The 19,931-nt window shown below is 64.3% G+C and carries 21 protein-coding genes and 1 pseudogene; 12 read left to right on the top strand and 10 right to left on the bottom strand.

The genetic code is table 11. The annotated features are described in order from the left end of the window. The first annotated feature begins 22 nt into the window (after window positions 1–22). Entirely contained in the window at window positions 23–298 is a 276-nt protein-coding gene (locus ACVWWD_RS27510; RefSeq protein ID WP_352547982.1) for a hypothetical protein, read from the top strand. A gap of 143 nt (window positions 299–441) precedes the next feature. Here the strand turns inward: ACVWWD_RS27510 and ACVWWD_RS27505 are convergent, their stop codons facing one another. Continuing rightward, window positions 442–942, bottom strand: coding sequence for a peptide deformylase (locus ACVWWD_RS27505; RefSeq protein ID WP_457103525.1), 501 nt, complete (start codon window positions 940–942; stop codon window positions 442–444). Window positions 943–952: 10 nt separating this feature from the next. Continuing rightward, window positions 953–2,035: a CaiB/BaiF CoA transferase family protein gene (locus tag ACVWWD_RS27500; RefSeq protein ID WP_352547980.1), complete on the bottom strand. Its 1,083-nt coding sequence runs from the start codon at window positions 2,033–2,035 to the stop codon at window positions 953–955. A 126-nt stretch (window positions 2,036–2,161) separates the two neighbouring features. On the opposite strand from ACVWWD_RS27500, the gene ACVWWD_RS27495 reads away from it, so the two are divergent. Both ACVWWD_RS27495 and ACVWWD_RS27490 read left to right on the top strand, forming a co-directional pair. Then, window positions 2,162–3,184, top strand: coding sequence for an LLM class flavin-dependent oxidoreductase (locus tag ACVWWD_RS27495; RefSeq protein WP_352547978.1), 1,023 nt, complete (start codon window positions 2,162–2,164; stop codon window positions 3,182–3,184). A 49-nt stretch (window positions 3,185–3,233) separates the two neighbouring features. Beyond that, a complete protein-coding gene (locus ACVWWD_RS27490) occupies window positions 3,234–3,881 on the top strand; it encodes a ThuA domain-containing protein (protein WP_023781602.1) in 648 nt (215 codons plus the stop codon). 1 nt (window position 3,882) lies between these two features. Here the strand turns inward: ACVWWD_RS27490 and ACVWWD_RS27485 are convergent, their stop codons facing one another. The 4 genes from ACVWWD_RS27485 to ACVWWD_RS27470 all read right to left on the bottom strand — a co-directional run bounded on the left by ACVWWD_RS27485 (window position 3,883) and on the right by ACVWWD_RS27470 (window position 7,954). Further along, window positions 3,883–4,302 carry a VOC family protein gene (locus tag ACVWWD_RS27485; protein WP_352547975.1) on the bottom strand — a complete coding sequence of 140 codons (420 nt, stop codon included), beginning with the start codon at window positions 4,300–4,302 and terminating at the stop codon, window positions 3,883–3,885. A 74-nt stretch (window positions 4,303–4,376) separates the two neighbouring features. Beyond that, complete coding sequence (locus tag ACVWWD_RS27480; RefSeq protein ID WP_352548079.1) at window positions 4,377–6,398, bottom strand: amidase; 2,022 nt, start codon at window positions 6,396–6,398, stop codon at window positions 4,377–4,379. A gap of 983 nt (window positions 6,399–7,381) precedes the next feature. Further along, on the bottom strand, window positions 7,382–7,567 hold the full coding sequence (locus tag ACVWWD_RS27475; protein ID WP_023781604.1) for a hypothetical protein: 186 nt from the start codon (window positions 7,565–7,567) through the stop codon (window positions 7,382–7,384). 99 nt (window positions 7,568–7,666) lie between these two features. Then, complete coding sequence (locus tag ACVWWD_RS27470) at window positions 7,667–7,954, bottom strand: hypothetical protein (protein WP_023781605.1); 288 nt, start codon at window positions 7,952–7,954, stop codon at window positions 7,667–7,669. Between the two features lie 645 nt (window positions 7,955–8,599). Here ACVWWD_RS27470 and ACVWWD_RS27465 point away from each other — a divergent pair. From ACVWWD_RS27465 to ACVWWD_RS27455, 3 genes and pseudogenes are all read left to right on the top strand, one after another. Beyond that, the gene (locus tag ACVWWD_RS27465; protein WP_457103649.1) at window positions 8,600–9,622 is read left to right on the top strand and encodes an IS110 family RNA-guided transposase; all 1,023 of its coding nucleotides are present in this window, start codon (window positions 8,600–8,602) and stop codon (window positions 9,620–9,622) included. 499 nt (window positions 9,623–10,121) lie between these two features. Next, window positions 10,122–10,451, top strand: a pseudogene (locus ACVWWD_RS27460) (GNAT family N-acetyltransferase); the annotation flags it as partial. A gap of 67 nt (window positions 10,452–10,518) precedes the next feature. Continuing rightward, window positions 10,519–10,686 (top strand): hypothetical protein, encoded by a 168-nt coding sequence (locus tag ACVWWD_RS27455; RefSeq protein ID WP_352549525.1) that lies wholly within the window; start codon window positions 10,519–10,521, stop codon window positions 10,684–10,686. Between the two features lie 58 nt (window positions 10,687–10,744). Here ACVWWD_RS27455 and ACVWWD_RS27450 read toward each other — a convergent pair whose 3' ends face one another. Beyond that, entirely contained in the window at window positions 10,745–11,695 is a 951-nt protein-coding gene (locus tag ACVWWD_RS27450; protein WP_457103648.1) for an aminopeptidase, read from the bottom strand. Window positions 11,696–11,741: 46 nt separating this feature from the next. Here ACVWWD_RS27450 and ACVWWD_RS27445 point away from each other — a divergent pair, with 46 nt between their 5' ends. The 3 genes from ACVWWD_RS27445 to ACVWWD_RS27435 are packed head-to-tail and all read left to right on the top strand — an operon-like array spanning window position 11,742 to window position 13,668. Continuing rightward, entirely contained in the window at window positions 11,742–12,020 is a 279-nt protein-coding gene (locus tag ACVWWD_RS27445; RefSeq protein WP_457103524.1) for a hypothetical protein, read from the top strand. Then, window positions 12,017–12,775, top strand: coding sequence for an SDR family NAD(P)-dependent oxidoreductase (locus tag ACVWWD_RS27440; RefSeq protein WP_457103523.1), 759 nt, complete (start codon window positions 12,017–12,019; stop codon window positions 12,773–12,775). The genes ACVWWD_RS27445 and ACVWWD_RS27440 overlap by 4 nt, the downstream gene beginning before the upstream one ends. Next, window positions 12,772–13,668 (top strand): sigma-70 family RNA polymerase sigma factor, encoded by an 897-nt coding sequence (locus tag ACVWWD_RS27435; RefSeq protein ID WP_352549513.1) that lies wholly within the window; start codon window positions 12,772–12,774, stop codon window positions 13,666–13,668. The genes ACVWWD_RS27440 and ACVWWD_RS27435 overlap by 4 nt, the downstream gene beginning before the upstream one ends. Before the next feature lie 12 nt (window positions 13,669–13,680). Here ACVWWD_RS27435 and ACVWWD_RS27430 read toward each other — a convergent pair whose 3' ends face one another. The 3 genes from ACVWWD_RS27430 to ACVWWD_RS27420 form a co-directional block, all read right to left on the bottom strand. Further along, window positions 13,681–14,301: an FMN-binding negative transcriptional regulator gene (locus ACVWWD_RS27430; protein WP_023773595.1), complete on the bottom strand. Its 621-nt coding sequence runs from the start codon at window positions 14,299–14,301 to the stop codon at window positions 13,681–13,683. A gap of 132 nt (window positions 14,302–14,433) precedes the next feature. After that, entirely contained in the window at window positions 14,434–15,564 is a 1,131-nt protein-coding gene (locus ACVWWD_RS27425; RefSeq protein WP_457103522.1) for an amidohydrolase, read from the bottom strand. Window positions 15,565–15,663: 99 nt separating this feature from the next. Further along, window positions 15,664–16,119, bottom strand: coding sequence for a hypothetical protein (locus tag ACVWWD_RS27420; RefSeq protein ID WP_352549508.1), 456 nt, complete (start codon window positions 16,117–16,119; stop codon window positions 15,664–15,666). Window positions 16,120–16,323: 204 nt separating this feature from the next. On the opposite strand from ACVWWD_RS27420, the gene ACVWWD_RS27415 reads away from it, so the two are divergent. The 3 genes from ACVWWD_RS27415 to ACVWWD_RS27405 are packed head-to-tail and all read left to right on the top strand — an operon-like array spanning window position 16,324 to window position 19,926. Continuing rightward, window positions 16,324–17,184: an FAD binding domain-containing protein gene (locus ACVWWD_RS27415; RefSeq protein ID WP_015316740.1), complete on the top strand. Its 861-nt coding sequence runs from the start codon at window positions 16,324–16,326 to the stop codon at window positions 17,182–17,184. Continuing rightward, the gene (locus ACVWWD_RS27410; RefSeq protein ID WP_015316741.1) at window positions 17,184–17,660 is read left to right on the top strand and encodes a (2Fe-2S)-binding protein; all 477 of its coding nucleotides are present in this window, start codon (window positions 17,184–17,186) and stop codon (window positions 17,658–17,660) included. Before ACVWWD_RS27415 ends, ACVWWD_RS27410 begins: the two co-directional genes overlap by 1 nt. Before the next feature lies 1 nt (window position 17,661). Then, a complete protein-coding gene (locus tag ACVWWD_RS27405) occupies window positions 17,662–19,926 on the top strand; it encodes a xanthine dehydrogenase family protein molybdopterin-binding subunit (protein WP_023794438.1) in 2,265 nt (754 codons plus the stop codon). Window positions 19,927–19,931: the final 5 nt, after the last annotated feature.

Raw genomic sequence — 19,931 nt, 5'->3', positions numbered from 1 at the left:
CCCGAACAGAAGGGTGTTTGCGATGACGACGAAACGGTTGGAGATCTGCGCTCTTGCTTTCGCGATAGGCTTCGGCATGTCCTCCTCGGCATTCGCGGGGGCCAAGCACCGTCGTCACCAGGAAGAACAGGAGCGCTACGTTCCCGCCAATGACGATCTCATCGACTTCCTCTTCGGCGGCCCGCGCTACTACGACCAGCAGTTGTTCACAACGGCCGCCGGAGCCTGCTCCTACCACCGGACTGGTCCGGACGGTTTTGCGATAAACAAGATCAACGATCACCACTGCGGAAAATGACCGGCAGACGTTTCGTCCGCGATCAGGTCAGCACGTTGCGAACGTGACACGGTCCGCCGGCGCGGCCACGCGCCCGGCGCAACGTCGCAATCCGCCCAAGACCGTTGCGAGTCCAATGCCGTTCGTCCACGCTTGCGTGGTGTCTACGAGGTTCGCATCAGCTTACTATAGCGCTTGATCAGCCGGTCGCGCTTGAGGCGGGTCAGCCTGTGTGTCCAGAACAGCCCCTCGAGTTGATCGATCTCATGCTGATGGCAAACCGCCAGCAGGCCCTCGGCGTCCTCGAACCGCTCATTGCCGTCCAGATCCTGATAGCGAACGCGGATACGGGCGTGTCGCTCGATGTCCTCGGTGACACCGGGCATCGAAACGCTGCCTTCCTCATGACGAATCATTTCGGTCGAGGCCTGGATAACGGACGGAGTTACATAGATTCCCGGTTTAGCCGCGGAAGGGAGCTGGATGACGACCAGGCGTTTCAAGATGCCGATATGCGGGGCGGTGATACCGATTCCGGGAGCCGCGCGCATGGTGTCGACAAGGTCGCTGGCCAACGCCTGCAGATCGCCGTCGAACAGCTCCACGGGTTCGGCCACGGCGCGAAGGAGGGGATTGGGGAATTTTACGATCGACCGAACCGCCATGGACCTCGTCTCAACTCGGCAAGCCTGCACGGATTTCGGCATCATGTTCGCCGCGCATCGGGCTTTTGGCCGGTGTCTTTTGTTCCCATCCGGAAAAGCGCGGCGCGGCCGCCGCCTGCAGGACGCCGTCCACCGTCAGCCACGACCTGCGCGCGGCCATGTGCGGATGCAGTGCCGCTTCTTGCGGACTGAGCACCGGGGAGACGCAGGCGTCGGAGCCTTCGAACAGCGTCGCCCATTCGTCGCGCGGTTTTGCGGCAAAGATCGTCGCTAGCCGATTACTGAGCTTCTGCCAGAGATCGCGATCGAATTGCCTGGCGAATAGCGGATCGGCGGTCAAGCCGAGCCTGTCTAGGAAGAGTGCGTAGAATTTAGGCTCGACGCACTGGACGCTGATAGAGCCGCCATCCGATGTCCGGTAGACGCGGCACCAATGCGGTCCGTCGAGAAGGCTTTGGCCGCGTTCGGCGGCCAGTGCGCCGGATTGTGCGAGCGACATCAGCAGGTTCATCATATGGGCGGAGCCGTCGACTATCGCCGCGTCGACCACGCTGCCTTCACCGCTTGCGCGCGCGTTCATGATGCCGGCCAGCATGCCGATCACCAGATAGAGCGCGCCGCCGCCTATGTCGCCGACCAGCGTCGGTGGCGCCATGGGCGGCTCCCCCGGCACTGAGGCGTACCAGAGCGCGCCGGACAGGCCGATATAATTCATGTCGTGGCCAGCGGCACCGGCCAGCGGTCCGTGCTGGCCCCAGCCGGTCATGCGGCCGTAGACCAGGCGCGGGTTGGCCGCGAGGCAGGCCTCCGGGCCGAGCCCGAGACGCTCCATGACGCCGGGCCGAAACCCCTCGATCAACCCGTCGGCGGTGGCGACGACGCGCATCAGCACGGCCACGTCGTCTGCATTCTTCAGGTCGAGCGCGATCGAGCGCTTGCCGCGATCGAGCAGCGAGCGCTGGGGCGCGCCCGGGACGGCCGCCTGCATGCGGTGGACGACAATGACATCGGCGCCGAGATCGGCGAAAAGCATGCCAGCGAAGGGCGCCGGTCCCAGCGCCTCGATCTCGACGATGCGGGTTCCCCTGAGCATCCCATCCTCCACGGCGGTCGACCCTCTGGTGCTTTGATGTTGCGAACTTGGCATCGAGAGGGCGACGGTGTGTAACCCTGTCCTTTCGCCATTGAAGCATGTGCCGCCCGCATATACTTCAGGACCATGAAAAAAATTGGTTTCCTGTCATTCGGGCACTGGTCGCCCTCTTCGCAATCGCAGGTGCGTTCGGCATCCGACGCGCTGCTGCAATCGATCGATCTCGCCGTCGCCGCCGAGCAGCTCGGCGCGGACGGGGCCTATTTCCGCGTGCATCACTTCGCCCGCCAGCTCGCCTCGCCATTCCCGTTGCTGGCGGCCGTCGGCGCCAAGACCAGCCGCATCGAGATCGGCACGGCCGTCATCGACATGCGCTACGAGAATCCGCTCTACATGGCCGAGGATGCGGGTGCGGCCGACATCATCGCTGGCGGCCGGCTGCAGCTCGGCATCAGCCGCGGCTCGCCCGAGCAGGTGATCGATGGCTGGCGCTATTTCGGCTATGTGCCGCAGGAAGGCAAAAGCGATGCCGACATGGCGCGGCATCACGCCGAGGTGTTCCTCGATACGTTGCGCGGCGAAGGCTTCGCCCAGCCCAATCCACGGCCGATGTTCCCCAACCCACCCGGCTTGCTCAGGCTCGAGCCGCATTCGGAGGGCTTGCGCGAGCGCATCTGGTGGGGGGCGGCGACCAACGCCACCTCTGAATGGGCGGCGAAGCTCGGCATGAATCTGCAGAGCTCGACGTTGAAATTCGACGAGAGCGGCAAGCCGTTCCATGTCCAGCAGGCCGAGCAGATCCGCATCTATCGCGAAGCCTGGAAGGCGGCCGGGCACAAGCGCGAGCCGCGCGTGTCCGTCAGCCGCAGCATCTTCGCGCTGGTCGACGACCGCGACCGCGCTTATTTCGGGCGCGGCAATGAGAGCCGCGACCATATCGGCTTCATCGAGGAAAATACCAGGGCGATCTTCGGCCGCAGCTACGCCGCCGAGCCGGACGTGCTGATCAAGGAATTGGCGCAGGACGAGGCGATCGCCGAGGCCGACACGCTTTTGCTCACGGTTCCCAACCAGCTCGGCGTCGACTACAACGCCCATGTCATCGAGGCGATCCTCACCCATGTCGCGCCGGCGCTCGGCTGGCGCTGACCCGTGCGGCGAGCGGTCGTCGGTCTAGTGGATCGAGGGAGGTTGCCGCATGTCCAGGAAAGCCCTGATTGCCTGGGGAGGCTGGGAAGGCCACACGCCAGAGCGCAGTGCTAACGTCATCCGCGACATGCTGAAGCGCAACGGCTTCGCGGTCACGCTCGGCGAGGGGACAGTGATGTTCGCCGATCCGAACCTTGCTTCATTCGATCTCATCGTGCCTGTCATCACCATGTCGACCATCGAAAAGGCCGAGCTGAACAACCTGACGCAGGCGGTTCGCCTGGGTAGCGGGCTCGGCGGCTTTCACGGCACGATGGGCGACAGTTTTCGGGCGGAGCCCGACTACCAGTTCATGACCGGCGGCCAGTGGGTCGCGCATCCCGGCAACATCATCGACTACCATGTCGTCATCACCCGGCCGGACGATCCGGTCACGAAAGGCATCAGCGATTTCGCCTACCGGTCGGAGCAATATTACATGCATGTCGACCCAGGCAACGAGGTGCTGGCGACCACCACCTTCACTGACGCGCATTTTCCCGGGATCGACGGCGTTGTCATGCCGGTCGTCTGGAAGCGCCGCTATGGCGCGGGCAAGGTTTTTTACAGTTCCCTTGGTCATACGGCGGATGAGTTCGCGGTGCCGGAAATGGCCCTAATCATGGAGCGCGGTTTGCTGTGGGCCGCGCGCGACTAGCCTACCAGTCCGCGACGCGATCGCCGCCGGTGAATTGCGCGCTTTTGCCGGTATATTGGAATAGTTCGATCTTCACCCCGTTGGGGTCGCGCAGCCAGGCCTGATAGGTGTCGTCGCAGGCGTGTTTTTTGGCGGTGATACCCACGCCCATGGACGTGATGTGCGCGATCGCGGCGTCGATGTTCTCGACCTCGAGGCAGAAATGGTTGATCTGGTCCGTCTCGCTGAACCGGGCTCCATCCTTCTGGAAGACCTCGACATGGCTGCGGCCGCCGCAATTGAGGTAGAAACCGAAAATCGCGCTATCGCGCAGGAAATTGAACTGGATGTCCATGCCAAGGACATCGCGGTAGAAGCGCCGTGTTTCTTCCAGGTCGTTGGCGAAGATGCAGACATGGGCGAGTTGCTTGACTTTGATCATGGCTGGATTCCGTGGTCTGGTCGGTTGCGTTTGTCGCTGGGCGCGCATGGTGAGGCGGCCCGTACAGCGCATGATCATCCAATCCCACCGGCAACCGCATAGGCGCCGGCGGTGCGCCCATCCTGAAGCCGCAAGACAGCAGTCACGATAGAACCATACGGGCCGCGCCAGACGCTGTGCAGGCGCCGATGCTCGGCGGCAGGGACGAGCGCGCGCCCAGTGAACCGCGTGCCGCTTCGCCGCATCTCAACGGGCTCCCCGTTGACATGGACCTTGATGCTGGCCGTTTCAGTTATCTCGCCAACCATTTCGATCGTGATGGCGATCTCATGCTGGTCGCCTTCATCGCGCGTCTCGGCCGCAAGCTTGATGGTTGGCGCCGGCGTCTTGCCGTTGCCGGCTTGGCTGGGACGATCCGGAAAGACATCATCGGGCAATTCAGGCGTGCGCGGCGGCCGGGCGCGGCGCTGCGTGGCGCACTCGAAATCGCCGGCCATGCGCAGCAGCCTTTCATCGTCATGGGCCTTGCCGGCGAAGGTGAGGCCGACCGGCATGCCGATGTCGGCCATTGTGCCCATGGGCACGGTGACTGTCGGGATGCCGAAATGGCGCCACACCAGATTGCCGTTGGCGACCCAGGTGCCGTTACGCCAGGCCAGATCGGCTGACGCCTCGTTGACGTCGGCGTCGGCCGGGCCGACATCGGCGGCGGCCGGCAGCACCACGGCATCGAGGCCTTGTGCGTCCAGCCAGTCCTCGAAGTCGATGCGCCTTGTTGCTTCAAGTCCCTTGATTCCGTCTGCGATCGTCGGGATGTCGGCCAAGGGCGCGACGCCGAGCTTTGCCCGCTCGACATACTCCGCCAGATCGAAGCCGCCTTCATAGCGGTCGGGCAGCGTGCGCGGCGGCTGCGGAAAGATTTTTGGGCCGTCGACCGAGGCGAGATCGGGCAGAGCAGGGTCGGCGTTGGCGCGCAGGAAATCGTCCCAGCCCCAGATGCAGAGATCCCAGATTTCGCGGTCGGCGAAGTCCTGCGGCACCAGGCCGCGCTCGACCATGGTCCGCGCCCCTGGGCGGTCGCGCTCATAGTTGGAGACGATGGGGAAGTCGACCTCGACCACTTCGGCGCCGAGCCGCCGCAGATCCGCGGCCGCCTGTTTCCAGAGGGCAAGTACCGAGGCGCGGGTTTCGATCGGGCGATCTATTTCTGCGTCGCGGCCGATATACATTCTGGGTACGCCGAGCCGCTTGCCTTTCAGCGACCCCGCAAGCGTCAGGTCAGTATAACGTCGTGGCCGCATCCCGGAGCTTTTCGGCAGCGCCACCCAAGGCTGGGCGCGCCAGAAATCGCCTCGCGTTTCCGGATCGTCGGCGACGATGACGTCGAGCAGTTCCAGCATGTCGGGCACGCTGCGCGTGTGCGGTACCACTACATCCATGGTCGGCACCAAGGGCCAGTTGCCGCGCACGGAAATGACGCCGCGCGAGGGCGTGTAGGCGACCAGCGCGTTGTTGGTGGCCGGCGCACGGCCAGACGACCAGGTTTCCTCGCCGAGCCCGAAGGCGCAGAAGCTCGCCGCCGTCGCGGTGCCGGAGCCGTTGGAGGAGCCCGACGCGAAGGCGGCGGTCAGATAGTCGCCATTGTAGGGGCTTTCGGCTCGGCCATAGACACCGCGCTGCATGCCGCCATTGGCCATGGGCGGCATGTTGGTGAGGCCGATCAGCACCGCGCCGCCGGCGCGCAGCCGGGCGATTGTGAAGGCGTCCTCATTGGCGACGAGATGCTCGAAGGCGGGCGAGCCGGCGGCCACCGTCAGGCCCTTGACCTTGTAGCTGTCCTTGGCGGTGTAGGGAATGCCGTCGAGCGGGCCGAGCGTCTTTCCTTGCCGCCGCCGCTCGTCGGAAGCGGCGGCATCCTCGAACATTTCAGGGTTGAGTACGGGTACGGCGTTCAGCGCAATGCCGTGCCGGTCGAAATACGCGATCCGCCTGACATAGGCCGCGACCAGTTCGACGCTGGTGACGGCGCCGTTGTCGAGCGCTTGGCGCAATTGGTCGATCGACGCTTCGACGAGGTGAAGGCTGGTCTCGGTCATCATTGGCCCCAGTGTCTGTACGGCATGGATGAGCGAGGCCGCCGGCTTCGGCAAGAGCCAATTGGAACTCTTTCGCGCGTCCCCGAAAAAATCGATTTTTTATGCAACCTGCGGTCGAGCGTGCGTTGCTGCGTCCTGAATGGTCGCTGCCCTACCTCGATAAAATGGTGCAGTGCTGGCGCGAGCACATCTACCAGTGGACCCCCGAGGACATGTTCGGCATTCCCACGGGCAACGGTGCCGTTGCCGTCAAAATGCGCCTGTTCCAACAGCTCCACGACCACCTACTGGGGACGAATCCTGAACTCGCGGAAACTCTCACGAGAGAAGTGCTAAAACTCGGAAATATTACCAGGGATGATCTTTTTGCCCGGCCTGGCCCTAAGAGTCCGACTCGAAACTCATGTATAGCGCCACGACAGTTGCCGCAATGGCGCTCGGTACTGAGCTGCCGGGGCGAGACCGAGGACCGTCCGATAGTCAGCAAGCGCCGACCGAGGCGCACAGGATAGCTTATGCTGCGTTGGGCGAAGACCTGCATGAGTCCGACAGAGCCGGCTGGGAGGAGCAGAGTGCGCTGCTCACCCCTCTGCGGTTCCCCTGGGGAATCGGACCGCCTGGCCAAGGCTCTGTGTCTTTTGGCGATCGAGGCGCGCGGCGAGCTCGACCTGCCAGACATATGCGGACCGTTCTCCGCTCCACGATGTGCAGGGGATGAGGCGACCGAGGCGCGGTCGGTCAGCTACTGAATGTCTGGTATGCGCCGCATCCCGGCCGTTCAGACGACATCTGCGAATTCCTTAGAGCGGACGGTCAACTATTACGACGGCATCGGGGTGGTCTTCGAGCTCGGCCAATTATTCGCGTTGGCAGTGGAGTTGGATCCAGGGCGATACCATCACAATCGCTCCTGTCACATTGTTGACGATGTGACAGGACATGTTGGCTTCGATGAGTCTGAGGGTATTTGGTAAGTAGCCATCCTAATTTTCAGCATGGCTGAAGACGACAGTGCCATTGTCCTTGCGAACTTCAACGCAAATGATCCCCTCGTCACCCCTTCGGGTCTGAAACATGGAGATTGCGTGATCTTTTGCCACCTTTTCGGCGTCAAAGATCACCTTGTCGATGATGCCCTGTCTTCCATACCAAATAACGGTGAACGCCACTCGCCGCCTCCATTCGAGGCACCATAGGCGCTCTTACCGGTACCTTCAAACGGCGTCTGTGGCCAAAGGCGGCGCGAAACGGCCGCCTTTCCCGCAAATTCAGCCACCCATCTTCTTGGCCATCGCGCAGAAATCCGCATGCGACTTGTTGATCGTGGTGTCGCCGCAGTCTTTCAACACCGCCTTCTGTTCATCTGGCTTCATGGACATCCATGCGGTCTTGAAATCCGCTTCCGACCTGAGTGTTTTCATGCCGGCATCGGTGAAGAACGGCGACATCTTTGCCGGATCGTCGAGAGCGGAGGTGCCGCCACCAGATGCAGCCAGCGCCGAGCCAGTCATCATTGCGAGCGCCATCGCGCCCATAGTGAGCATTTTGAAGGTCACTTTCATCTCCTCACGATTTACGTCGATCGTATGCAACGATCATCCCTCGAAACGTCATCGTGCAGGAAAGGTTGCCCGCCTGCGTCGAAAGATGGAATTCTATTCCGGGAATGCAGTTTGGACGCAAAGGGCGCGGAGACTCAGCCTGAACCGAAGTCCTGCCGTTGCTCGTCCAGCCGCCGACCTGACCTTGAGCAGCGCGAGGCTCAGGTGCCCTGCATTGGCGGCCAGGGTCCGGCAGCCTCCCGCCTCACCAGATGCTACCAACAACCATGCGATCCAGGCTTTTGCGCAGATAGCGGTCCAGTACGGCGGACTTTGCCGAAAGAGGCGTCACCGGATTCAAACCAGCTGTCAGGCGTCGTCAACAGGGACGGGACACATCTGACGGCTGGATCTATCAAACGATCTCGGGTCAGGCGCTTGGTCCGGCTGGACCCCGCCAACTCAACACATCGTCGGCTTTGAAAACACTCTCGCGGAGGCGATGCTGCCAGGCGTCGTTGTTCCCGGCGTGTCAGCAACAGCTCTTCCGCTTTCTAGCCTCGTCATCCCGAAGGCCGACGTTCCGCTTCTGATGCGGTGGACGGCTCTCCTCCCGCCCTGCCGTATGATCGTGGGGCCAGAAGCTGGAGGAGATCTATGATGGGCAACGTTACGACGATTGGTCTGGATATTGCGAAGTCAGTGTTTCAAATCCACGGGGTGGATGCGGCGAGTGAGGTTGTCGTTCGCAGGAAGCTGACGCGTGGGCGCGTGATGGCATTCTTCGAGAGCCTGCCACGTTGCCTGGTCGGTATCGAAGCCTGCAGCTCGTCGCATTATTGGGCGAGAGAACTGACTGCACGTGGCCATGATGTCCGGCTGCTGCCGGCACAGTATGTGAAGCCTTATCTGAAGCGGCGGAAGAATGATGCCGCAGATGCAGAGGCGATCTGGGAGGCGGTCACTCGGCCGACCATGCGCTTCGTGCCTGTGAAATCACCCGAGCAGCAAAGTGTGATGATGCTGCACCGGGTCCGGTTGATGCTCAACCGCCAGCGCACGCAGATATCGAACGCGTTGCGGGCACACCTATCCGAGTTCGGGATCGTAGCGCCGATCGGGCGGAATGGGATTGAGCAACTGCTCGTGGTCGTCAACGACGAGAACGAGACCAGGATACCAGCTGACGCGCGGCTATGCCTTCGCATGCTTGAGGCGCAGCTCAGGGTCGTGAAGAAACAGATCCTCGAAAACGATCGTAGGGTTCGGGCGAATGCGCGTGAGACCGAGCTTGGTCGCAGGTTGATGGAAATCCCAGGCGTCGGCCCGCTGCTGGCAAGTGCATTCGTGGCTACGGTCGCCGATGCGCATGCGTTCAAGTCGGGGCGCTGTCTATCGGCATGGATCGGACTCGTGCCGAAGCAGCACTCGAGCGGGGGGAAGGAGAGGCTCGGCAGTATCTCCAAGGCCGGCAATCGCTACTTGCGGCAGTTGCTCGTGGTGGGTGCGATGGCGGTCATCCGCTATGCCGAGCGCAACGGTACCAGGAGGCCATGGCTCGTGCAGTTGATGGCGCGGCGAACAGCCAAGGTTGCGGCGGTTGCGTTGGCCAACAAGACCGCCCGGATGGTCTGGGCACTGATGACGAACGGCGAGCGCTACAGGGAGCCGGTCATCGCATAGAACAAGATAAGGCGAGCGATCGCTGACGAGGTTGGAAAGGGCGGACAGGAGCTAATGCACAAAGCCGGTTGATACCGCCGGATCAGGAAAACCCACTGGGGCCGTGCACCTCGAGTGCGAGCTTACGATCGGGACCTGAGACGCGCGAATGGCATTATGGCCAGCGGCACATGATAGGCCGCACCTACAGGTCGGATACATGGCCGCACCAACCAGCAACGGCAACGCTCAAAGAATCCCTTGCCAACGGAGAGCCGTCCGTTCATCGCGAATCGCCGACGCGTTGCCATGGTCCGCCCTGTGGTGGGCTGGCGGCATCACCAAATCTCACGCCACTCGCAGATCGGCGGCAGCCGGTGGCCCGGAGTGATTGAAGTGCCGATCGAAGCGCCCGGCGCTGAGGCTGAAGACGGTTGGGCGTACCCTGGGGTCGAATTCTGTCCTGGCGGTCAGCCGCCGCGGCTCAGCGCCGTTGCATTGGCGCTGCCCCAGGGCGAAAATGCCTTCGATGAAAACAGTTCCCAGGCTCACCACACCAAGGCTCGTGCTTCGGGCGCCGGGCGAGCGGGATATTCCGGCCTGGTTCGCGCGGGCGAGCGATGTCGAATCCGCCTTCCTTGCCGGCGATCCCGTTGCCGACGACTTGAGCGCGGGCGCGCGATGGCTCGCCCTTGCGCGTCAGCGGTTGGTCGACGGCCGGGCGATCAAATGGTCGATAGACCAGGCAGGCGTGTCGGACGCGATCGGGACGATAACCCTGTCCTTCGGCGCGAACGAGGCCAAGACAGCCGCGTTAGGATTTGTGCTGGGGCGTACGCATTGGGGGCAGGGGCTGGGGTCCGAAGCGGCACGCGAAGTGGTTCGCTACGCCCTTCGAGGCCCTGGCGCTCGATCAGGTGACGGCCGAAGCGGCGGTGCGCAATGTCGCGTCGTTGCGGATCCTGGCGAAGCTCGGCTTCACACATGTCGAGAGCTTCATCGATGGGTCCGACGGCGAGCGTTGCGGGCGTTTCGTGCTCGACGCGGACGCCGGATCGTTGGCTTGCCCGGTGACTTCACCTTAGAAGCTGGCCGTCAGCTCGCGGGCCTAATCCGACATCGCAGCAACCCGTGCCGTTCAAGTCAATCGCAGGTGGTCGCGGCCCTGAGCGCTTCGCCACGGGCCGGTTCGTGCAGATCGGCGATCCGTCGAACTGATGCGTAGAACCTTGGATAATCGCCGGAGCATAAATCGAACAAGCGAATAAACGCCGGAACCTGTTCGCCGTAAACAGACGTCGCGGCGAGCTTTGCGTTGTTGATCGGCGCATTGAACCAGGCGTCGTATCCCCGGTATCCGGCCCAGCTTATGTCGCGCATTTGCCGGTAGCGCGTCCGCAACCTGTCGAGCGTGGCTGCCTTGGCCGCTGCCATCTCATCGGGGGTGCGGGAGCTTTCATAGACCTGCCGCAGCTCGTCGCGGGTTCTCGACACCAATGCGAGAAAATCGGCGCTGCGCTTGCGATCGGTCTCGTAGCGGCGCAATCCGGCGCGGTCGCCGGCGGCGCGGAGCCATTTTCTCGTGCCGGTGGTTTCGACAGCGACCGCGAAAGCCTCATTGAATGCGGAATCGCCGTTCACATAGAGGCGCTGATGCGCCAGTTCATGAAAGACAAGGCTTGCGAGATAGGTGTCGTCCTGACGCAGCATGGTGCTGAGCAGCGGGTCACTGGACCAGCCCAGCGTGGAATAGGCGGTGATGCCGGTGACATAGACGTCGAGCCCCTGTCGATGAAGTTCGACGGCGCTTTCGGCCGCGGATTTCCGATCGAAGTAACCCCGGTACGGAACGCAGCCGAAAACCGGAAAGCACCATGTCTTGGGCGTGAGCGAGAATTGCGGGGCGGCAAAAACGGCCCAGGTCACGGCGTCCCGGTGGATGTCGACATAGCTGCGGTAGCTGTTGTTTTCGGGCAGTGCCAGCTCATCCGTGGCGAACCGCCTTATGGCGCTTGCCGATGTCAACTTGGCGCGCAATGCCTTGGATGTCGAAGGGGCCTGGATCAGTTTTCCGACGTCTTGGCGCGCGGCCATGATCCGGACATGACCCTCCAGCGATTGCGCGTAGTAGGAAACGCTGGTGCAGCCGCTCAGTGCGGATGCCATGACCGCCGTGGCAAACAGTCGAAAAACGCGCTTCACTTCTTCCCCGCCGCTTCGTCACCTGCCCATGGAGCACATGTCGCGCCCCAATGTCCAAACCGGCGCACGAATTTTCGTCAAGATCCATAGCGAGAAGCGGCGCGGACTGTCGACCTGGTTTCTGGCTGACGACATCATCAAATCTCGCAAACCGCTGGCTCTTTCCCAACCCTCAAACGTCTTAGCTACAGTGAAACACTGGAGCAGGGTCAAATGAGCCTCAGGCATAAGAAAATCGTGGTCACGGGCGGCAGCCGTGGGCTTGGCCTCGGATTGGTCGAAACGCTGGTCGAGCAAGGTGCCAGCGTGACCGTGGTCGCACGTGGCGCCGAGGCGCTGCAGGCGGTCGGTGCCCGGCTTGGGGTCGCCACCATCGCCGCCGATGTCACGGACGAGGACGCCGCCTATCGCATTCTTGGCGAGGTCCGCCCTGACATACTGGTGCTCAACGCCGGCGCCACGCCCCGGATGGGGCGGCTGGACCAGTTGAAGTGGGAGGATTTCTCCATCGCCTGGGAAACCGACGTCAAGGCCGGGCTCTACTGGCTGCAGGCGGCGCTGAACCTGCCGCTCGGGCCGGGCAGCCGGGTGCTGGTCGGGTCGAGCGGTGCGGCCGTCACCGGGTCGCAGATGTCGGGCGGTTATGGCGGCGCCAAGCGGATGCTCTGGTTCATGGCCAAATACGCCAATGGCGTGGCGCAGGAGAAAGGCCTCGGCATCCGGTTCCAGGCGATCGTGCCGCGGCAGATGATCCTCGACACCGGGATCGGCGATGCGGCCGCTGGCGCTTATGCCGGCTCGATGGGCATCACGCCGCAACAATTCGTCACCCGCTTCGGCGCGCCGATGCCGCCCCGGGCGTTCGGCGACAGGGTGGTCTCGCTGCTGGAAGAGCCGCAATATGCCGAGGGCGTCGTCTTTGGCCTCAGCGGCGACGCGGGGGTGACGATCATGGAGGGCGCGGGTCCTTGAGCGACGGAAAGCCAGCGGTGGAGCGCGACCGGCAGGAAGGGCTGCTTGCCCTTGCCACCGCCTTGCGGCCGGAGCTGCACCGCTACTGTTCGCGCCTGATGGGCTCGGTCATCGACGGCGAGGATGTCGTGCAGGACACGTTCGCGCGCGCCGTCGTTGCCCTGGAGGAGTTGTGTGAGGTGCCTCAGCTCAGGCCCTGGCTGTTCCGGATCGCCCACAACCGCGCGCTTGACCTGCTGCGCAGCCGCGCGATCCGCGTTGCCGAGCCCATCGAGACGGCGCTCGAGATAGCCGACGAAGCCGACCCGGTGGAGGTGCTGATGCGCAGGCAAGCCGTGCAAACCGCCGTGTCGCGCTTCGCCGGGCTTCCGGTGACGCAACGCGGCGTGGTCATCCTTAGGGATGTGCTTGACGAGCCGCTGGCCGACATCGCCGCCCTGCTCGGCATCACGGTCGATGCGGTGAAGGCGCATCTGGCGCGCGGCCGCGCCCGGCTTCGGCGGATCAACGCCGAGGCCAATCCGCTCCCCGATGCGCGCGTCGCTTCGGCGGCCATCGTGCGCTACGTCAATCTGTTCAACCGACGCGACTGGGACGGCTTGCGCGCGCTGCTGGCCGACGATGTGAGGCTCCATCAGTCCACGCACAAGCCGCGCGCGGGGGCCGCCGACGTCGGCATGTTCTTCACGATCTACGCCAAGAGCGACGGCTTGTGGCTCAGGCCGGCATGGGTCGAGGGCCGCGAGGTGATCGTGGTGTTCGAAGACCCGGCCGACGCGAAACCCAGCCATTTCATGTGGCTGGAATGGCGCGACGGCCGGATCAGCTTCATTCGCGACTACCGTTATGTCCGCTACGTTCTCGACGACGCGGACCTGGTGCTGGCAAGGTGAGGCGTCGTGCCCTCACGGGATGAGGGCGGAGACCTCGCGGTCGGACGGACGCTCGCTCGCGGCCAGCCCGGAGGCCACGCCGGCGCGGTCGGAAGCGTTGCGGTTCTGGCTCATCTTGCGCTTGCCTTCGAGCCTGACGACCGGCATGCGCAGGCCGACAATGCCGCGAAGCTGCGACTGGATGAAGTCCGCTGGCGCGTCCGACACGGCCCAGGGCGCGGCGCGGGCGCCTTCGTGCAGGTTGGTCAGCCGGGTGACGACCTCCAGCAGCCTGTCCGCATCCTCGAAGAACTCGACCGGACCGTAGGCGTGGACAGCGGCGTAGTTCCAGGTCGGCACGACCTTGCCGGTTTCCTGCTTGGTGGCGTACCAGGCCGGCGTCACATAGGCGTCGGGGCCCATGAAGATGGCCAGCCCGTCGCCGATCGCGGGAACGCGCCACTGCGGGTTGGCCCTGGCCAGGTGGCCGTGGATGACACCGTGCTCGCCCTCGGTCTCGTCGAGAAAAAGCGGCAGGGGGGTGGCGAGCGGTCCGTCCGCCGTGGCGGTGACGAGATTGGCCAGCCGGGCGGCGCGGATCGTCGCCAAGAGGCTGTCCTTGTCGTCATCGCGGAAGGCGGGCGGCGTGTACATTTTCGAACTCCTCGCGTTGCCCTGACAGATGCCACACAATCCGGCCCGTTGGAAATATCCAGTTCGAGGAGTCCAGTTGGCCAGTTGATTGGGGACGGCGCTTCGCGGCAGAGCTGGCCGGTGCCGCTGAGATCAGCCGAGGAGGTTGCGCGCCGTCCTCATGAAGATCTTCGAGCCGATCGGGATCAGGTCGTCGGGAAAGTCATAATCGGGATTGTGCAGGGCAGGGTGCCGCTCGCCCGCGCCCAGGAAGAACATCGCCGACTTGGCGCTGTGGCCGAACACGCCGAAATCCTCCGAGGCGCGCATCGGCAAGGCTTCCTCGCCATGCGCGACGCTCTCTTCATCGAGGGCGCGCCGCAGGTGCTCCACCGCATCCGGCGCGTTGACGCTGGCGACGAAGATTTCGTGATAATCCCAGCTGGCGGAGAGGCCGTGGCGGCCGGCGATCTCCTCGACCAGGGTTTCGGCGGCGGCGCAGAGGTCCGCCATGCGCTCGTCGCGGCGGGTGCGCAGCGTCGCCCAGACCTCGGCGTGGGCGGGCGCGATGCCGAACACGGCTTCGCCCATCCGCGCATGGGTGACGGTGACCATGGAGAAATCATCATCGGCGAAAGTCGCGCGGCCGAGCGCGGGCAGTGCAGGCATCAACTCGGAGATAGCCAGCATGGGCGAGGTTCCGGTCTCGGGCATGGAGGAATGCGCGGTCTTGCCTTCCAGCACGATGCGCATGCCGCGGGAGGCGCAATTGACCACGCCGGACTTGAGCCTGACTTCGCCGAACGGCACGCCGGGCAGATTGTGCAGCGAGAAGGCGAAATCCGGCGCGATCTCGCCAAAGCGCGGATCGGCGACGACGCCGGCGGCGCCATTGCCGGTTTCCTCGGCCGGCTGGAACATAAGTACGACGCGGCCGCTGGCGGGCCGTTCGCGCCCGAACTGGCGGCCAAGGGCGGCCAGGATAGCGGTGTGTCCGTCATGGCCGCACATATGCGACTTATCAGGAACTTGCGAAGCATGCGGCACGCCGGACAGTTCCTTGATCGGCAGCGCATCGAGTTCGGACCGAAACAGGACGGTTGGTCCGTTTTTGCCGCTCTCGTAGATGGCCGCGACGCCGTGCCCACCGAGGCCTGTCAGCACCTTGTCCGGGCCGGTGACCTCTTTCGCCGTCTTCTCCTCTTCGTTCGAGATTTCCGGCTGCCGGTGCAGCTTGCGCCGCCACTCGGTCAGTTCGACAATGTCGCGATTGGTCAGGGTCATGGTCTTTCGCCTCCACTGCGGTCCTGTGCTAGCGATAAACGGCCGTGCCGGCCACGGTCCAAGGTCCGGGGCTTCGGCGGGCCAGGCTTCGCGCCCGGTCTATTTCACGCGGTTGGGGCAGAGCGCCTTGAACTGATCCAGCGTATAGTCGTAGCCCGAGGCGCCCGAGCCATCCAGCACCACCTTCTCGTCGACGGCGGTGATCCGGTAGTCGGTCGCCACATCGGTGCCCTTGTTGCGGCCCTGGAACAGCATGGCGGCGCCGTAGAAGGTGGTGAACTCGCCGGTCTTGCAGTTGGCGGTGATTTCGAAATGCAGCGGCGCCTTCATTTCCTCATCAATGCACTCCTCGGTGAAATCATGGCCATATTCGCGGCAGTAGAGGCGGGCCTTCCGCCTGTCGTGTCTGGCCAGGATGCTGGCGTGGGTGGAGCCGATGCCCGACTTTTTGACGATGGCAAGCTCCATTCCAACCCGGGCGCCGTAATAGAGCGTCGCGGCGCCGGCGGGAGCGGCCAGCATCACGGCGCAAAGCACAGCCAACAGACGTCGCATCGAAACTCCTCCCTTGGCCGGCAAGGATCGACGCACGGCATCGCTCGGTCAAGCCCCACTGACTGACGCCTCCCGGCCATGTTCCAGGTCAAGTGGACCGCATTTTGCCGCACCTGGCCCAATCGCCTCGGCTCGGGAAACGGATGGTCATTATGAGACGATTGTTTATAACGGTCGCTGAAATCGCGATACCAAGGGGAGACGATGCGCTACATACGTCCGCTTTCAATCGAAGACGCCGTCGGCCAATTGGCCGGATCGGCCGGCCCCGCCGCCATCCTTGCCGGTGGCAGTGACCTCCTGGTGAGGATGAAGGGCGGCTTTGTCGAACCCGAACTGATCATCGACATCAAGTCGATCGCCGGCTTGCGCGACATCAGGGAAACCGCCGACGGCTTCAGCATCGGCGCCGCCGTGCCTTGCGCCGTGCTGGGCGAGAACGCCGGCTTGAAGAAGGCTTGGCCCGGCGTGGTCGAAGCTGCCAAGCTGATCGGTTCGAAGCAGGTGCAGGGACGCTGCACCATTGTCGGAAATCTGTGCAACGCCTCGCCGGCGGCCGACAGCGTTCCGGCGCTGGTGGCGGCAGGCGCCAAGGCCGTGGTCGTCGGCCCGTCGGGCAAGCGCACCATTGCCGTCGAGACGGTGCCGACCGCGCCGGGCCGGACCTCGCTCGCCAAGGGCGAGATCATCGAGGCGATCCTGCTCGGCAAGCCCGCGCCGCGTTCGGCCGATGCGTATCTCAGGTTCATTCCGCGCACCGAGATGGACATCGCCGTGGTCAGCGCCGGCGTCAACCTGACGCTGGACGAGGCAGGCGTCGTGACGGCGGCCCGGGTGGCGATCGGCGCCGCGGCGCCGACCGTGTTGCTGGTGGAAGAAGGGGCCGAGGCCCTGATCGGCCGCAAGCTCGACGAGGCAGCGCTGGAGCGGCTGGCCAAGGTCTGCGCCGGGGCCTGCCGCCCGATCGACGACAAGAGAGGCACAATCGAATTCAGGCGCAAGGTTGCGGGCGTGCTGGCCAGGCGGGCCGCAATGACCGCCTATGCACGTGCAGGAGGCAAATGATGGCTGGCGTAGCGGTTTCAACCACGATCAACGGCGACAATGTCGAATATCTCTGCCAGCCCGACGAGACGCTGCTCGACGTGCTGCGTGACCGGCTCGGGCTGACCGGCGCCAAGGAAGGGTGCGGCACGGGCGACTGCGGCGCCTGCAGCGTCATCGTCGACGACCGACTGGTCTGTTCGTGCCTGGTGCTGGGCGCTGAAGCCGAGGGCCGCCGCATCGAGACCGTCGAGGGCATGGCGCATGGCGACCGGCTGCACCCGCTGCAACAGAAGTTCCTGGAACATGCGGCGCTGCAATGCGGCATCTGCACGCCCGGCTTCTTGATCGCGGCCAAGGATCTCTTGGCCAAGAACCCCGACCCGACCGAGGAGGAAATCCGCTTCGGGCTGGCCGGCAATCTCTGCCGCTGCACCGGCTACGACAAGATCGTGCGCGCCGTCCAGGACGCGGCCATCGTTATGAAGGGAGCCTGAGATGAATTTCGATCCGCGTTTTTCGGGGCGTAAATTCGCATCCGTCGGCACGCGCCCGATCCGTCCCGACGGTGTCGACAAGGTGACCGGCCGCGCCCGCTACGGCGCCGACTTCAACATGGCCGGCCAGCTGGTCGGCCGCGTGCTGCGCAGCCCGCACGCGCATGCCAAGATCCGCAAGATCGACACTTCGAAGGCGGAAGCGCTTGCGGGCGTCAAGGCGGTGATCACCGCCGCCGACCTGCCCGACCTCACCGACGGCGATGCCGCCATGTACGACATCCTCGACAATTGCATGGCTCGCACCAAGGCGCTCTATGACGGCCATGCGGTGGCCGCGGTGGCGGCGATCGATGCCCGCACGGCAAGGCAGGCGCTGAAGCTGATCGAGGTCGACTACGAGGTGCTGCCGCATGTCACCGACGTCGACGAGGCGATGGCGCACCACGCGCCGCTGATCAACGACACGATCTTCACCGAAGGGCTTGAGGAAAAGCCGGTCAAGCCGTCCAACGTCACCAAGCGCTCGCAATTCGGCCATGGCGACGTCCATCAGGGTTTTGGGGCAGCCGATTTCATCGTCGAGCGCTCGTTCAAGACCGAGCAGACGCACCAGGGCTATATCGAGCCGCACGCCTGCGTGGCCAATGTCAGCTCCGACGGCACCGCCGATCTCTGGGTCTGCACGCAGGGCCATTTCGTCTACCGCCAGCACTGCGCGCAGTTGCTCGGCATGGAAGCCTCGAAGCTGCGCGTCACCTCGTCCGAGATCGGCGGCGGTTTCGGTGGCAAGACCCATGTCTGGGCCGAGCCGGTGGCGCTCGCTCTGTCGCGCAAGGCCGGACGCCCGGTAAAGCTGGTGATGACCCGCGACGAGGTGTTCCGCGCCTCGGGCCCGACGAGCGCCACCTCGATCGACGTCAAGATCGGCGCGCGCAAGGACGGCACCATCACGGCGGCCGAAGCGACGCTGCGCTACAGCGCCGGCCCCTATGCCGGCTCCTGGGCCGAGATCGGCGCCATGACGGCGTTCGCCTGCTATCGTCTCGATAACGTCAAGACGGTGGGCTACGAAGTGCTGGTCAACCGGCCGAAGACCGCCGCCTATCGCGCCCCCTCGGCGCCGATGGCGGCCTTCGCGGTGGAAAGTGCCGTCGATGAGCTCGCCAAGGAGCTCGGCATGGATCCGGTAGAGTTCCGCATCAGAAACGCCGCGCAGGAAGGTACGCGCTCCTCCTACGGCCCGGTCTACGGCCCGATCGGCATCGGCCCGACGCTGGAAGCGGTGAAGAGCCATGCGCACATGAAGGCGCCGCTGAAGGAGAACCAGGGCAGGGGCATGGCCTGCGGCTTCTGGTTCAATTTCGGCGGCCAGACCTGCGTGGACTTGAACATCGGCATGGACGGCTCGGTGTCGCTGGCCGTGGGTACGGTCGACGTCGGCGGTTCCCGCGCGTCGCTGTCGCTGGTCGCGGCGGAGGAGCTCGGCATCGACTATTCCCAGCTCAAGGCGGTGGTCGCCGACACCTCTTCCCTCGGTTACAACGACATGACCGACGGCAGCCGCGGCACCTTCTCGTCCTCGATGGCGACGATCTCGGCCGCCCGCAACGCGATCAAGATTCTGCGCGAGCGCGCCGCGCAGATGTGGGACATCTCGGTCGACGACGTGATCTGGGAGCAGGGCCACGCGGTCGCCAAGGGCGAGAAGCACGGCAATCTCGGCAAGCTGTCGCTGAAGGAGATCGCCGCCAAATCGGGCACCACGGGTGGGCCGATCGCCGGCCATAGCGAGCTCGTCGCCGACGGCGCCGGCGTCTCCTTCGCCACCCATATATGCGATGTCGAGGTCGACCCCGAGACGGGTTCGACCAAGGTGATCCGCTACACGGTGGTGCAGGATGCCGGCAAGGCGGTGCACCCGACCTATGTCGAGGGCCAGTACCAGGGCGGGGCCGCGCAAGGCATCGGCTGGGCGCTCAACGAGGAGTATATTTACGGCAAGGACGGCCGGCTGCAGAACGCCGGCTTCCTCGACTACCGCATCCCGGTGTGCTCCGACCTGCCGATGATCGACACGCAGATCCTGGAAATCCCCAACCCCAACCACCCCTATGGCGTGCGCGGCGTCGGCGAAACCTCGATCGTGCCGCCGCTGGCGGCGATCGCCAACGCGGTGTCGAACGCGGCCGGCGTGCGCATGACCCACATCCCGATGTCGCCGCCACGCATCCTGGCGGCGATCGAGGCGGAACGGGAAGGGTAGGGCTC

The sequence above is a fragment of the Mesorhizobium sp. URHB0026 genome (assembly GCF_054059755.1).
This window is presented reverse-complemented; position numbering and strand designations above follow the sequence as displayed.

Excerpts from the sequence above, each read along its gene's own strand:
- ACVWWD_RS27510 (WP_352547982.1), top strand. The coding sequence starts at position 23 with ATGACGACGAAACGGTTGGAGATCTGCGCTCTTGCTTTCGCGATAGGC.
- ACVWWD_RS27505 (WP_457103525.1), bottom strand. The coding sequence starts at position 942 with ATGGCGGTTCGGTCGATCGTAAAATTCCCCAATCCCCTCCTTCGCGCC.
- ACVWWD_RS27410 (WP_015316741.1), top strand. The coding sequence starts at position 17,184 with ATGGCTGGCGTAGCGGTTTCAACCACGATCAACGGCGACAATGTCGAA.
- ACVWWD_RS27420 (WP_352549508.1), bottom strand. The coding sequence starts at position 16,119 with ATGCGACGTCTGTTGGCTGTGCTTTGCGCCGTGATGCTGGCCGCTCCC.
- ACVWWD_RS27425 (WP_457103522.1), bottom strand. The coding sequence starts at position 15,564 with ATGACCCTGACCAATCGCGACATTGTCGAACTGACCGAGTGGCGGCGC.
- ACVWWD_RS27415 (WP_015316740.1), top strand. The coding sequence starts at position 16,324 with ATGCGCTACATACGTCCGCTTTCAATCGAAGACGCCGTCGGCCAATTG.
- ACVWWD_RS27405 (WP_023794438.1), top strand. The coding sequence starts at position 17,662 with ATGAATTTCGATCCGCGTTTTTCGGGGCGTAAATTCGCATCCGTCGGC.
- ACVWWD_RS27430 (WP_023773595.1), bottom strand. The coding sequence starts at position 14,301 with ATGTACACGCCGCCCGCCTTCCGCGATGACGACAAGGACAGCCTCTTG.
- ACVWWD_RS27490 (WP_023781602.1), top strand. The coding sequence starts at position 3,234 with ATGTCCAGGAAAGCCCTGATTGCCTGGGGAGGCTGGGAAGGCCACACG.
- ACVWWD_RS27480 (WP_352548079.1), bottom strand. The coding sequence starts at position 6,398 with ATGACCGAGACCAGCCTTCACCTCGTCGAAGCGTCGATCGACCAATTG.
- ACVWWD_RS27440 (WP_457103523.1), top strand. The coding sequence starts at position 12,017 with ATGAGCCTCAGGCATAAGAAAATCGTGGTCACGGGCGGCAGCCGTGGG.
- ACVWWD_RS27450 (WP_457103648.1), bottom strand. The coding sequence starts at position 11,695 with ATGGCCGCGCGCCAAGACGTCGGAAAACTGATCCAGGCCCCTTCGACA.
- ACVWWD_RS27485 (WP_352547975.1), bottom strand. The coding sequence starts at position 4,302 with ATGATCAAAGTCAAGCAACTCGCCCATGTCTGCATCTTCGCCAACGAC.
- ACVWWD_RS27500 (WP_352547980.1), bottom strand. The coding sequence starts at position 2,035 with ATGCTCAGGGGAACCCGCATCGTCGAGATCGAGGCGCTGGGACCGGCG.
- ACVWWD_RS27465 (WP_457103649.1), top strand. The coding sequence starts at position 8,600 with ATGGGCAACGTTACGACGATTGGTCTGGATATTGCGAAGTCAGTGTTT.
- ACVWWD_RS27495 (WP_352547978.1), top strand. The coding sequence starts at position 2,162 with ATGAAAAAAATTGGTTTCCTGTCATTCGGGCACTGGTCGCCCTCTTCG.